Genomic DNA, 13,005 nt, shown 5'->3' on the forward strand with positions numbered 1-13,005 from the left:
GAACCGAGGCGCAGGGCTCGGGGGCGAACTCCTCGACGTTGGGGCATCTCCACGGTTCCCGCGTCAAGACGGGGCAAGGCGGTCGGATGCGACAACTTTGGGCGAAGAATCTTCATCTAACGCGCCGTGGACGCACTGAGCGCGGGGGATCCGCAGCGCATCGGGGATTACTGGCTGGCTGGACGCCTTGGTTCGGGCGGCCAGGGAATCGTGTACGAGGCCTACGACCCCGAGGGACACAGGGTCGCCATCAAGGTGCTGCACGCGTCGGACGACGGCGGCAGCCGTGAGCGCTTCGCCAAGGAGGCCACCGCGGCCGGTCGGGTGGCCTCGTTCTGCACGGCCCGGGTGCTTGCCACCGACCTGGAGGGAAGCAAGCCGTACATCGTCTCGGAGTACGTGGCGGGGCCGAGCCTGCGCAAGGCCGTGAGCGAGGGCCGCAGGTTCACCGAGGACGACCTCCACCGGCTGGCAGCGGCGATCGCCACCGCGTTGACCGCGATCCACGACGCGGGCGTCATCCACCGCGACCTGAAGCCGGACAACGTGCTGCTCGGCCCGGACGGCCCGCGCGTGATCGACTTCGGCATCGCCCGCACCCTGGACATGTCGCTGACGAGGACGGGCGAGGTCTCGGGCACGCCCAGCTACATGGCGCCCGAGGTGTTCATCGGGCAGCGCGCGGGGGCGCCCGCCGACGTGTTCGCGTGGGGTGCCGTCATCGTGTTCGCCGCCACGGGGCAGGATCCGTTCAAGGCGGACAACCTGGGCGGCGTGATGCACCAGGTGCTGTCCTCGGCACCGGATCTGCGGGCGTTACCGCCGCGGCTGGCCCAGCTGGTGGCGGCCGCGATGGCGAAGGATCCCGCCGCCAGGCCCACGGCACGCGACCTGCTGCTCGCGCTGGTCAGCGGCAACGCCGCCGACACCAGGGCCCTGCTGGACGCGGGCAGCCGCTCGGCGCAGGGCGTGCACGGGCCCGACCAGGGTGATCCGGCGCTCGGCACGATCGCGGAGGACGCCTACGCGGCACTCGCGCCGGAGGAGCGCGACCTGGCCGCCGAGGTGTTCCTGCGGATGGTGACCGTGGACGAGGACGGGTACGAGAACGGGCGGTGGGCCTCGCGCGAGGAACTGTACGGCGGGCGCCCAGAGCGTGAGGCGGCGGCGGTCGAGCGGATCCTGCGGGCGTTCTCGTACGTGGTGACCACGAAGGACACCTCGGTCGCCCTGTCCAGGCCCGCGCTGCTGAGGGCCTGGCCGCGGCTGCGCATGTGGGTGGACGCCGACCGCGACGGCCTGGCCGTACTGGGCCAGATCTCCGCGGCGGCACGGCGCTGGTCCGACAACGGCAGGCGGGACGGCGACCTGCTCCAGGGCAGCCGCCTGGAGCAGGCGCTCGGCTGGGCGGCGACCGGTCGCCGTCACGTGACGCTCACCCCCGCCGAGCGGGACTTCCTGCGGGCAGGCACCGAGCTGACCAGGAAGCGGACCCGCCGCAGGACGCTGACCACCATCGCGCTGGCCGGGCTGCTGGTCGTGGCCATGGTCGCCGGAGGGCTGGCCGTCTATCAGCGGCAGCAGGCCGCCGAACAGCGCGACATCCTCACCGCCAAGCAGGTGGCGGCGGAGGCCGACCGGATGCGCACGACAGACCCGGTCAAGGCGATGCTGCTGAGCGTGGCCGCCTGGCGGGTCTCACCGCAGTCGGAGGCCCGATCCAGTCTCATCGCCTCCCTGCAGCAGCAGGAGACGGCGGTCTTCCGCGATCCCCTGGTCAAGGGCATTGCCCACCGTGCCCTCAGTTCGGACGGCCGCACACTCGTCAGCGTCAGCGAGGCCGGCGTGAACGTCTACGACGTCCGCACCGGCAAGCGCACCGGTGGCTGGGCCGGGCTGAGGATGAAGGACGGGACTCCCCAGGAGCCGGCGCTCAACAAGAGCGGTCGCCTGCTCGCCCTGATCATCGGTTCGGAGCTCGGCGTCTGGGACCTCGCCTCGGGCAGGCAACTGGTGCGGCGCTCCCTGTCGGAACGCGGCCAGTTCGGCGTGACGTGGGGTGAGCACGAGTCGATCCTCACCGTGATGTACCAAGGCGACATCGTCTACCTGTTGGACGTGGCGACCGGCAAGCAGTTCGGCAAGGCTCTCTACGCGGAAGGCGGCACGATGCCGTGGCAGGCTCCGCTCGTCGATCCGACAGGCGAACACCTGCTGCTGGCGGGTGGCCGCTTCGACGAGCTGGCGCTGCCGGGCTGGACCCCTGAGCGGCGCCTGGCGCCCTGCCGCATGCACCGGGACGTGGCGGCCTTCACCCCGGACGGCAAGACCGTCGCCTGCGCGGCCGCCACGATCGCGCTCGTCGACGCGGCGACCGGCCGCGAGCACAAACGGGGCGATGACGACTGGGCCTGCGACATCTGCTCGAAGTCCACGGCCCGGCTGCGCTTCAGCCAGGACGGCGACTACCTGGCCGCCTTCGCCGAACGCGAGCTGCGCGTGTGGAAGGTCGCCGACCGGCAGCAGATCCTCACCTACCGGGCCGAGGACGAGCTGACCGACGTTCGCTTCGACGCCGACGGCAGGACCCTGCGCTACCTGTACGACAACATGGTCATCAGCCTCGACCTGGCGCCGAGAGCCGGCGCCACCCATGTCCGGAAGGGAGTGGCGAAACTCAGTCCCGAAGGACGGTGGGCGGCGATGGAGGATCCCGACCAGAACCGCCTCGGGCTCTGGGATCTGCGCGCCCGCAAGGAGGTGGCGACCTTCCCGCTCGGCGAATTCGGGGCATGGGGATTCGACCGGACCGGCACACGCATGCTCGTCGCCGACATCACGAGCGTGCGGCTGATCGACCTCGCGACACGCAAGAAGCTCTGGCAGATCTCCACGCCCCACACGGACACGAACAACCCCGAGCGTGCCGACTTCAGCCAGGACGGCAAGACGGTCACACTCACGCTCCAGCCGTCCACCCAGGAGGGCGACTTCCGGCTCCTCGTGCTGGACACCGCCGGCGGGCGCCTCCTGCGCACGTTCAGCTCGCGGATCGACGGCGGGCCGTACACGCCGGACGGGCGCCTCGCCTCGACTTTCGGCAGGTTCGTCGACCCCACCGCCGGCAAGCCGGTCGACGCGGCCTTCGATGTCGTACGCGGCGCCTCGGTGGTGGCCGTCAGCGGCCAGGGGCGGCTGGCGTTCAGCGCCGGTCCGGCCGGCCGCATCGCGATGTGGACGGTCAAGGGCCCGGACCTGCTCACGCCGGTCCTGCGCGGGACGACGGGTGAGATCGAGGAACTGGCCTTCTCCCCGAAGGGCGATCTGCTCGCCAGCGTGACCAGGGAGGGCATCCTCCAGATCTGGGACGTCAACACCATGCGGCGGCTCGGCGGCGCGTTCAACCTGCACGGCTCCCAGATCACCTCGCTCGCCTTCAGCCCGGACGACTCCACCGTCTACGCCGCCGACTGGGGTTCCGTCTACAAGATCCCGATCGGCGCCGAGCGGATCGTCCAGGACGTGTGCCGCCGCGCCGGGCACTCGCTCTCCCCGGCCGACTGGGCCGCCTTCCTCAAGGACGTGCCCTACCGCGACATCTGCCCGGCCGGGCAGCCCTAGCGGGGCGGCCTTTCCTGCCCGACTCATGACACCCAGGAGCGGGCCCCTCTTTTCCATGCACGAGGGTCCCGCCTCGTTCCGTCAGCCCGTCAGGAAGAACGGCGCTTCGCCGACCCACTCCTCGCTCAGCCTCACTCCTGTGGCGAGCTCGACAGCCGTCAGAGCGGCAGCCCGCCAGCTTTCCCCCTTCTTCCACTCGAAAAGAGGAAGGACCGCCTGCACCTGCGGCCACCGCTCCCAACCCGGCAGCCCCATCGCCTCTTCGGCGTCCATGGCGTTGAAGGAGAGCACCATCTCCCCGTCGGCGGCGAAGGCCACGGAATTGGTGCCGTTGACGTTCCAGTAGGCGCTGTAAGCTCGTCCACCCACGCTCAGGCGGGGAAGAACCGGCGGATAGACGCCCTGAAAACCGTTGTACTCGAAGAGCGCGACATGCCGATCCGAACGATCGACGAGCATGGCCCAGGGCGCGTCATCCGACAGATCCATGAACACCTCCTCATGCTCGAAGGTGTCCGTCTCGTGGACCTCGTAGTGTCCCGCCCCGCTCACCCGTTCACCGAGCTCCGCGAGACCTGACGGAGACCCGTCGTGGGGCACGACCACCGTCCAGCAGATGGCCTCTCCCATCCAGCTGTCATCGAGCAACCGCCGGTAGTGCAGGTACGCCTCACGCGCCATCCGCTCATCGACCACGCTTGACCTCCATCGACCCAGGGCGAGGAAAGATCATCCCAAGCAGGGCCGACAGAAGCGCAGCCGCTGCTTCTCCTCAGCCCGCCACTCGAGGCTCAACCTCGCTCCCGTGGTCAGCTCGATCGTCGCCGGCGCCGCCGCTCGCCGGCTCTTGCCCGGTACACCTCAGCGCCCACAGGCCGGCCATCGCCCATGTCTGGTCGTTCTCCTTCCGTCGAGGTGGGGCCAGGGTTCGGCCCGTTGATCATCGATTCGGGTCCGGCTAAGGTCGAGGGATTTGTCGGCTAGATCTCCCTGGAGTCACGCGTGCGCCGCTATCGTTTCGGCCGGCTCGCCGGGCTGGTCGCCGGCGGCTACGTGGCCGCGGTCGTCGTGCTCGGGGTCATCGCGACGGCCGGAGGCGACAGCGGGGTCCTTGTGTGGACCGCGGCGCTGCGGTGGGTAAGGGGGCCGGTCACCCTCCAATGGTGGGAGGCGCTGTACCTGATCTTCCTCGGCGGGGTACACGGCTGGATGCTGTGGCAGATTCTCCGCGGACGGGTGTCGGGAGAGAGGTCCCGAAACGAAGGGGCTGTCCGCCGGCTGCGGCTGGCGCTCTATCTCAACGCCGCCTCCTCCCTAGTCTTCCGGGTGGTGCCTTCGCCGTGGTGGGTGGATCTCCTCGACGGCATCGCGTGGCTGGCGCTCGTCCTGCTGTTCCCTCGCGTGCTGATCCGTGCCTCCCGCGCCCTGCGCGTCACCGCGCTGGTGGTGGGGGCGTTCATCGGTGTGCGCGCGATCGGTGGGACCGTGGCCGACGCGTTCGACCTCCGTCTCGCCGAGGGGATCCTCTCCTTCGGCCTGCTGGGCGGTCTGCCGTGGATCCTGTGGATGGTGCTGATTCTGGTGGCCCAGGCGAACGACGGCAGGTGGGGAAGGACCACCGTATGGGTGGGAGCCGCCTCCGTGACGCTGCCGCACCTCCTGGTGCCCATGCTTGGCAACCCGTTCATGTACCTGGCCGATGGCGGGAACGGCTTCGGGCTCATCTCTGGTCTCTACTCCACCGCAGGCTTGCTCGGGCCGGTCTGGCAGGCTCGTTCCGCCCACGATCTCGCCAGTCCGCCCGCGCGGGCCGTACTCGAAAAGGGTGGTCCGGTCCGGGCGCCGTCCCGCTGGTGGCCGCTGGCGGTGGTGGCCGTCGCGCTCCCGGCGGTTCCAGCGGTCGTGAACCTGGCTCGGGGTGTACCGCGCTGGATCGGCCCAAGAGGCGTGATCGCGTCATACTTCGAGACGAACGCGGGCTTCTACGGACCGTCCGTGCTGTGGACGGCCTTCGACGTCCTCATCGGGGTGGGCGGCCTCGCCGCCCTGGTGCTCGTCGCGGTGGTGAGGAGGACCCGCCGCCTGGTGCGAGCCACGGTCTCCGCCCTGTTCCTGGCCGCTGTGGTCGGGGTCGTCAGCAGGTTCACCCCCTCGCGGCCCGCGGAGGACAGCGCCGAATCCTGGTCCATCCACCCCGACGCGCAGCCCGACTTCCTCCGCCTCTTCACCTGGGACGGCGCGACCTTCTCCGGCATCTCGCCGTTGTGGTACAGCATCGCCTTCGTCGCGGCCGCCCTCCTCCTGATGTTCCTGTACGGCGGCAGCCCGGCGGACCGCTCCCCGTTCAAGATCGTCGTGACGGCGGTCGCGTCGGTCGCGGCGCTTTGCTTCGTCCCGGCGGCGGACCAGGCGCCCGGCCAGATCACCACGGAGCGGGAGTGCCAGCGGTCGCGCGACGGCCGCGGGCTGTCCGGCGAACGGAGCTTCGTCTGCGCAGTGCGCGAGTCGACCGTGCTGAAGGTCGCGAAGAACGCTCCCGACCCTTTCGTGGTCGCCTACGGTCACCGGCTGTGCGGCATCTACACCCGCAACGACCCGCAGGAGCTCGCGCAGGTTCGGCGTACGGACGGTGTCGAGGTCCGCTCGCTGACCTACTCTCTGGCCGGGATCTGCCCGAGCGCCGCCGCGGTCGTCAAGGCGGAGGGAGAGCGGGAGGACCGCGAGATGCGGGAGTGGGAGGCGACGCAGCAGCGCATCTGCGACGAGTCGCCCCGCCACCGGCCGCTGACCAAGCCGGTGGCGGCCATCGTCCAGCCGGAGCCCGTGTGGACCGACTACGGCAACCTGGAAGCCTTCGATCCGGAGATCACCGAGGACCCCTACGAGGCCACTGCGACCCATGAGGACGAGCTGGTAAGGGTCGCCCCTGGCCACCTCGCCGTCACCGTCCACTCCGACGTCCCGCTCTGCGTCACGACCGAGACCTACACCCGCCGCCCGCCCGTGGAGACCAAGGGCTGGCACCAGGTCGTCGAGGTCGGCTACGACAGTCTGAACGGCGAGATCGAGCTGGCCGACCCGATGGGCGGCGACCCGCTCCCCAACCTCGCCGTTCGCGGCAAGGGCCACTACCGCATCCGCGTCCACTACGCCTGGCTCACCTTCGAAGGACAAAAGTACGCCGGGCAACGACTGCTGATCATGTCCTACCCGGGACAGGGCGACGACGCCGTCGTCCACCGCGAACGCGTCAAACCCTGACGCCAGTGGATCGAGGGCCACGCGATAGAGATCAAACCGCACACCCCCAAGGGTTGCGGCTCGACTTGCAAGATCCATCTGACCTTCGGACCAGCAGGTGAGAAGGAGCCGACAGCCTGGCTGGCCGAGGCCCACCTGGGAAAACCCGCTCGATCGTGCGGCTGATCGAGAGTACGCTGACGGACGCTTCGTCTCGCTTGTCGCTGATTTCGGCACTCCCTCGGCGCAGGGAGCAACAGTGCAGGAGACCTTTTCATGGCGATCCCCAAGAAGGGCTCACGGCTCATCACCGTCGACGGCGTCGCCTACCGCTGGCGGGTCCGCCACAAGCCCACGTACTGCGAGGGAAACAGCTGGGGACCGCTGACCTTTGCGGTGGAGCTGGCCGATGGACCGGGCCGCGTTCTCTTGGTATCACTTCCCTGCTCTCGGCCGGACGCATGGTACGGCGAGCGGACGATGTCCATAGGGCCGGCGCTCGTGACAGCGACCATACGCAGGGCCCGTGCGCGCGGCTGGAACCCATGCCAGGCGGGCAACGCCGTCAACGTCAGCCTCACCGATGACGACCTCACCGACCTGATGAACGGTCAGCCACCTGCCTACGAGGTTCCTTTCATGCGGAGATGACCGACTCCGATCGCAGGCGACCTCCGCTTTGCAGGTGCAGCAATCGGACCGCAGCTCACCCCGACCAGGGGCTGAGCGGTCTCCGATGGCGCCTATCGTGCGGGCCCAGTGGCCAGCGATCGGACTTTGGAAGTGAGATCACCCATTCCGGATCTTGGTGCCAGCGCGGGAAGATCGCCGACGGTTCACCCGGACAGCCAACAGCAACGCGAAACCCCTGCTGCTCGCCTGCGTACTCTCGGCAATGCGGGAGTAGGCGCTGGCATCGCGCTTGCCGGGGTTGCAGCCAGTATCAGGACGTCCCTCGCCGGGGTACTGATCTTCCTGGTTGTCGCTCTGATCGGATTCGGCCTGCGCATCGAGGCTGTGCTTCGCGAGCGTCGGCAGCAGCCTCAGTTCGTCTCTTCGATCAGGCGAGGAACGCGCTGCATCTCGGGCAGAGCGTCGTAGAGGGCGTCTTCTGGGCTGTACCAGTCCACGAATCACAAGATGGGATACGGAGGAGCAGACATGCTCCATCGTTGCTACAGCAGACTCCCTGCCGCCTTGCTTGAGACCTGATCGCTGACCGCTGCGAGCTGATGTCGTTGCTGTACGAGCTGCTGCACAGCGTCCACGTCACCTGCAATGGATTGCAGCTCCTCTCCAGGGACGGGCTGCGGTTCGTCGGCATGCTGCTCGGTGTGCGCCCGGCGGGGCTAGCTCTGATTCCGGTGAATCCTTTCGCGGTGTGGAGGCCTCCTATGAGGTGATGGCCACACTTAGGAGGGAGATGGCATGGGTGACGTCGTGATGCCGGCGGCGCGGCAGGCGCTCTTCAGCATCTCGTTCCAGCGGGGGCAGAAGGCAGACGCGGCTGACCGCTCCTCGGCGAGCGTGCAGCTCATGTTCGAGCGCCATGACGAGGTGGAAGCCGGTCTGGTGACCTCTACCGAGGGCGCGGCCATCCGGCACCTGGAAGCCGAACTGCTCATGCAGGCAGTCCAGGAGTGGCCAGATGTTATCGATCAAGTGACATGTACTGGGCCACGCGGAGCGGAGAGTCGCAGAGGCGCTCGGCTTGCAACGTCGCGATCAAGTCCCAGCCACACCTGGCCCGCATCAGGCTCCGGCTCGACTTGGGCGACATGACGGGCCCGCGGAAAGCTCGCATGGCTCCGGAACAACCAGCACCCGATTGACCTGTGTCGACCTCATTTTCCACAACCTTTGAAGGGAAGTTTCGCCATGCTCGAAACCGGATCGCCCGCGCCTGACGTAGTGCTGGAGGACACCGATGGCAGGGCCATCCGCCTGTCCGACTACCAGGGCAATCATGCCGTGCTGATCTATTTCATGCGGTCGACGTCGTGCCCGGTCTGCAACAGGCACGTCCAAGACCTCATCCGGCGTCGTAACGAGTTTGCAGCTGACGACGTTCACGTGCTTGTCGCGGTTCCTGAGGACCGTCAAGAGGCGGCCGATTGGAAGGCCAAGCGCCAGGTCCCGTTCCCCGTCCTCGTGGGCCGCCAGGGCACCCCGCACGAGATGGTCGGCTTGAGCAGAAAGGTCTTCGGCTCGATGCAGCAGTCAGGCAGCATCCTCATCGATTCCCGCGGCATCATCCGCCATGCTCACGGCTCCACCATGCCCACCAGCGGCTACGACAAGAAAGGGATCGCTGCGGCCATCCAGGGTCTCCGCGCCCACACATGATCTGGAAGGGCACCCGGATCAGCCGCGACCTCGCCTGCGAGTCGCTGATGCTTGCACAGGGCACCCGCTCCACGACGTCTCCGAAGTCCTCGGCAGGACGTCTACGTCACCTTGTGGAGGCCGACAAGCGTGCGGCGACGCGTCCGTCAACGAGCAAGCGGCGACAGCCGCCGACGTGTTCGCCGACGCCGTCAAAAACGCCGCCTGAAGATCCATGCGAGCGTTGCGACCGAAAAGATCACCGGGTCAGTGTTCGAGGGCGGAGCCGTCTGATCGGTTCGGATACTGGACCCAACTGATGACCATGGTCGGGGCCTGCTTTCAGAGGGTGGTGAAGCAGGCCCGTCGACGAGAGGAGACAGCGGCCTCCCAGCCGTCGCGGGTTAGTGCACAGAGGGGAGGCCCACTTTCGCCGCGAACTCGGCGGTGAAGACGACCATGACATCATCGGTACCCAGGTAGTAGTCCTCGGCCGGCGGCCATGCCGCTGGTCTCCCGGCGGCTATCCACACGGGCCTCTCCCGCGAGCACAACCTGATCGCCGCCGGTGTCCGGAGACCCTCCAACTCTTCCCGCCAGGCGATGTCGACGCAGGTCAGTTTCCTGCCAACCAGGCTCGACCAGCGCGGATGGTCGGTCACGTCCACCGCCGCCGACCCGCCTGGCTCCCCGATCATCCGCAGGTGAGCGGTCATCGGCTCAGGAAAGACCTCAAGCCCGTAGTGGTCGAAGCTGCTGCCCCACACAGCCGAGAATGAAGCGCCATCGTCGGTGAACAGTTCCACCCCCATGGTGGGCTGATGCCATGTCCCGAAGTCCCACTCCTCGATGTCATAACCCGTGTATCTGGCTGGCTCCCGGAACCGGATCGACGCAGCCGAGTTCACCGGCCCATACTTGGTGACAGTGGTCCGTCGAGGAGCCCGCCCGCGTACTTGCATGGTGAGCCCTTCGGCAACGCGTCGGGGCACCGGCGCGGCGATGGTGTCTTGGAACTCGGCGGACCACGCGGCGGACTGGCGAGGACAGTCCCCCGGATACCGGTGGGCCGTGGCTGAGGAACGAAGCCCCGGACCGTCGATCGCCCCAACCACTTACGGCGATCAACCAGCGCAAGCGCAAGGCGATCGCAAGAGCCACACGTGGCTCTCGCTGGCGTCCCTACCAAACCGCATTAGCAGCTCGGGTCCTGGCCGTTCGGATCGGTTCGACCTGGACCAACATGCGCGGCCGTCCACCTGGAACGGCATGACACAGCGGTGAACTGCAACCCAAACTGCAACCCGATCAGTCGCAGCCGCCGGCTGCGGATCGAGTGAGCTGGCCCGATCAGCACAGGTGATCGATCTGCCTCTGACCATCGTGTCAGTCGTTCCTGAAAGCATGACCGCACGACGGCGACCGCTGCCGACTACGCATGGTTCAGCTACGACCGATCCCCCGAACTGGCACAAGCGTGCTGCCGACCAGGCCGGTAGTCGGTGAGCTGATGTGTTTGCCAGGTTAGTGATCAGGAAGGTGGTTTTAGTCGTAGAAGAACAGCTCAAGATCCTCGATGGACCCTGGCCCGGTAAGGAAGCCTTCGGCCTTGGCAATCTCGTCTTCCCGTGGCAGCCCGCCCCTTAGAAGTTCCTTCATCCACGTCTCGCCCTGCTCGCCGACCGCATAGATACCGGACAGCAGTTCGGCCATGCCCGCAGGTTGTGTCGGGCTGTGCCCGACGACAGGTTGGAGTTCCCATCCACCTGCCTGGGCAGCCAACCGGAGCACGCCGGCCCAATTGGCGATCCGCCCGATACGCACAGGCCATGAGTCCTCCGTGAAGGGGGCCAACCGTCCACCATGTAGGGGGTTGGTGGCGGCCTTGATGTCCTCCATCACTTGACGTTCCAAGGCGTTACGAACCCAGCTCCCCTCCTGCGATTGCTCAATGGCGGCGGACCACCACTTCCACGCGCCCGCGAGCCGGTCCATGAAGTTATCCATGCCGACAAGTTTTCATGGCGAGACGCCGTGGGCCTTCAGAGAGGTCGATCAACTGGCCAAAGAGACACGCTCTAGAGTGCCTCGGGTGGCCACCTGTCTTTGTGATCAGTCTGGCCGACTGTGCCCCTGCCCGCGCGGCTCCCGCGCGAGACCGGCCCCAGGCCGCAGCTCGCGCTGGGGGAGCCGCGCGGGCGCGGCGGCGCAGCCGCCGCCTTGATCCCTATGAGCCCAATTCGGCAAGTTCGCTGAGCGCCCGTTTCCACGGGTAGATGTCGAAGTGTTCGCCGCCCGTACCGGGGGCGTGTGGCTCGAACTCGCCAGGGCCGAACAGCAGGCGTACGCCTTCGGCGCGCAGGTCGTCGACACTTCGCAGGAACGGCGTCCTGGAGGCGAGCACGCTGTTGGCGAACGGGACCATCACGACCGGGATGCCGAGTCCAGGCGCCTCGGACAGGAGGCCCAGTGCGTAGGTGTCGCGATGCCCTGGGCGAACTTGTTGATGGTGTTGTAGGTGGCCGGCGCGACGATGATGGCGTCGGCGCGGGGCGACTTCGGCTCGGACGGCTTGCGGTACTGGCTGCGGACCGGACGGCCGGTTTGCTGCTCCAACTGCGGGACGTCGATGAAGTCGAGTGCCGGTGGGGTTGCGATGATCTGGACGGTCCGTCCTTCGTCCTGGGCCAGGGCGACCAGGCGGCCGACTTCTCCGGCCGGTCCGGCGGCGCAGACGATGATGTAGAGGACCTTGCCGGGCTGGGTCACGCGATGACTCCCACGGATTCGGCGTACTCGCGAGCGTCGCGCCGCACGCTGATCGGCGCGGTTGCCGGGATGTCACGCACCAATTGCGGTACCGCGTCTCGCCCGGCGATTTCCTCGGGTGCGATCTCTCCGGCGGCTCGCAGGATGTGCAACGCCTGCTCGTGCTTGCCGCACATCAGTAAGGCGCGGGAGGTGTCGAGTAGGAGGGTGGCCTTGCGTTCGTTGATCGGCAGGCTGTCGATCTGGACGTGCCGTGCGTTTCGTGACGCCCAAGAGCAGGACCCTCCGCCCATGCACGAGGGTCCTGCTCGTTCCGTCAGCCCGTCAGGAAGAACGGCGCTTCGCCAACCCACTCCTCGCTCAGCCCCACTCCTGTGGCGAGCTCGATAGCCGTCAGAGCCGCAGCCCAACAGCTCTCCCCCTTCTCCCAATCGAAATAGGGAAGGACCGCCTGCACCTGCGGCCACCGCCCCCAACCAGGCAGCACCATCGCCTCTTCGGCGTACATGGCCTTGAAGGAGAGCACCATCTCGCCATCGACGGCGAAGCCGACGGAGTTGGTCCGGTTAACGTTCCAGTAGGCGCTGTACGCTCGCCCACCCACACTCAAGCGGGAAAGTACCGATGCATCAGCGCCCTGAAAACCGTTGTACTCAAAGAGCGCGACATGCCGATCCGAACGATCGACAAGCATCGCCCAGGGCGCGTCATCCGACAGATGGATGAACATCTCCTCATGCTCGAAGGTGTCCGTCTCGTAGACCTCGTAGTGTCCCATCTCAGTCACCCGTTCACCGAGCTCCGCGAGACTTAACGGAGGCCCGTCGTGGGGCACGACCACCGTCCAGCAGATGGCCTCTCCCATCCAGCTGTCATCGAGCAACCGCCGGTAGTGCAGGTACGCCTCACGCGCCACCTGATCATCAACCACGCTTGACCTCCATCGACCCAGGGCGAGGAAAAGATCATCGCAGGCAGGGCCGACAGAAGTCGGGGAGGTTGCTGTACAACGCTGCTGTACGGAGATCAAAAAGGCCCTCCCGGACTACG

At 67.4% G+C, this 13,005-nt stretch carries 12 protein-coding genes; 4 read left to right on the plus strand and 8 right to left on the minus strand.

The window, feature by feature from the left end; all coding sequences use genetic code 11:
* The first annotated feature begins 126 nt into the window (after positions 1-126).
* A complete protein-coding gene (locus ACWDLG_RS00435; RefSeq protein ID WP_449914355.1) occupies positions 127-3,621 on the plus strand; it encodes a protein kinase domain-containing protein in 3,495 nt (1,164 codons plus the stop codon).
* Between the two features lie 81 nt (positions 3,622-3,702).
* On the opposite strand, the gene ACWDLG_RS00440 is transcribed toward ACWDLG_RS00435, so the two are convergent.
* Positions 3,703-4,317: a DUF6461 domain-containing protein gene (locus ACWDLG_RS00440; protein ID WP_449914356.1), complete on the minus strand. Its 615-nt coding sequence runs from the start codon at positions 4,315-4,317 to the stop codon at positions 3,703-3,705.
* Between the two features lie 306 nt (positions 4,318-4,623).
* Here ACWDLG_RS00440 and ACWDLG_RS00445 point away from each other — a divergent pair, with 306 nt between their 5' ends.
* On the plus strand, positions 4,624-6,882 hold the full coding sequence (locus ACWDLG_RS00445; protein WP_449914358.1) for a hypothetical protein: 2,259 nt from the start codon (positions 4,624-4,626) through the stop codon (positions 6,880-6,882).
* Between the two features lie 255 nt (positions 6,883-7,137).
* Positions 7,138-7,512, plus strand: coding sequence for a hypothetical protein (locus ACWDLG_RS00450; protein ID WP_449914360.1), 375 nt, complete (start codon positions 7,138-7,140; stop codon positions 7,510-7,512).
* 741 nt (positions 7,513-8,253) lie between these two features.
* Here ACWDLG_RS00450 and ACWDLG_RS00455 read toward each other — a convergent pair.
* Complete coding sequence (locus tag ACWDLG_RS00455) at positions 8,254-8,523, minus strand: hypothetical protein (RefSeq protein ID WP_449914362.1); 270 nt, start codon at positions 8,521-8,523, stop codon at positions 8,254-8,256.
* Between the two features lie 216 nt (positions 8,524-8,739).
* Here ACWDLG_RS00455 and ACWDLG_RS00460 point away from each other — a divergent pair, with 216 nt between their 5' ends.
* A complete protein-coding gene (locus ACWDLG_RS00460) occupies positions 8,740-9,207 on the plus strand; it encodes a peroxiredoxin family protein (RefSeq protein WP_449914364.1) in 468 nt (155 codons plus the stop codon).
* Between the two features lie 383 nt (positions 9,208-9,590).
* Here ACWDLG_RS00460 and ACWDLG_RS00465 read toward each other — a convergent pair whose 3' ends face one another.
* The 6 genes from ACWDLG_RS00465 to ACWDLG_RS00490 all read right to left on the minus strand — a co-directional run bounded on the left by ACWDLG_RS00465 (position 9,591) and on the right by ACWDLG_RS00490 (position 12,886).
* Complete coding sequence (locus tag ACWDLG_RS00465; RefSeq protein ID WP_449914366.1) at positions 9,591-10,094, minus strand: hypothetical protein; 504 nt, start codon at positions 10,092-10,094, stop codon at positions 9,591-9,593.
* A 637-nt stretch (positions 10,095-10,731) separates the two neighbouring features.
* Positions 10,732-11,193 (minus strand): hypothetical protein, encoded by a 462-nt coding sequence (locus ACWDLG_RS00470; protein WP_449914368.1) that lies wholly within the window; start codon positions 11,191-11,193, stop codon positions 10,732-10,734.
* A gap of 220 nt (positions 11,194-11,413) precedes the next feature.
* Positions 11,414-11,614 carry a hypothetical protein gene (locus ACWDLG_RS00475; protein WP_449914370.1) on the minus strand — a complete coding sequence of 67 codons (201 nt, stop codon included), beginning with the start codon at positions 11,612-11,614 and terminating at the stop codon, positions 11,414-11,416.
* Positions 11,611-11,955 (minus strand): flavoprotein, encoded by a 345-nt coding sequence (locus ACWDLG_RS00480; protein ID WP_449914372.1) that lies wholly within the window; start codon positions 11,953-11,955, stop codon positions 11,611-11,613. Before ACWDLG_RS00480 ends, ACWDLG_RS00475 begins: the two co-directional genes overlap by 4 nt.
* Complete coding sequence (locus ACWDLG_RS00485; protein ID WP_449914373.1) at positions 11,952-12,248, minus strand: hypothetical protein; 297 nt, start codon at positions 12,246-12,248, stop codon at positions 11,952-11,954. The genes ACWDLG_RS00480 and ACWDLG_RS00485 overlap by 4 nt, the downstream gene beginning before the upstream one ends.
* Before the next feature lie 23 nt (positions 12,249-12,271).
* Complete coding sequence (locus tag ACWDLG_RS00490; RefSeq protein WP_449914375.1) at positions 12,272-12,886, minus strand: hypothetical protein; 615 nt, start codon at positions 12,884-12,886, stop codon at positions 12,272-12,274.
* Positions 12,887-13,005 lie beyond the last annotated feature (119 nt).

It is taken from the genome of Nonomuraea sp. NPDC003727, assembly GCF_053586935.1.

Excerpts from the sequence above, each read along its gene's own strand:
- ACWDLG_RS00450 (WP_449914360.1), top strand. The coding sequence starts at position 7,138 with ATGGCGATCCCCAAGAAGGGCTCACGGCTCATCACCGTCGACGGCGTC.
- ACWDLG_RS00460 (WP_449914364.1), top strand. The coding sequence starts at position 8,740 with ATGCTCGAAACCGGATCGCCCGCGCCTGACGTAGTGCTGGAGGACACC.
- ACWDLG_RS00470 (WP_449914368.1), bottom strand. The coding sequence starts at position 11,193 with ATGGATAACTTCATGGACCGGCTCGCGGGCGCGTGGAAGTGGTGGTCC.
- ACWDLG_RS00485 (WP_449914373.1), bottom strand. The coding sequence starts at position 12,248 with ATGGGCGGAGGGTCCTGCTCTTGGGCGTCACGAAACGCACGGCACGTC.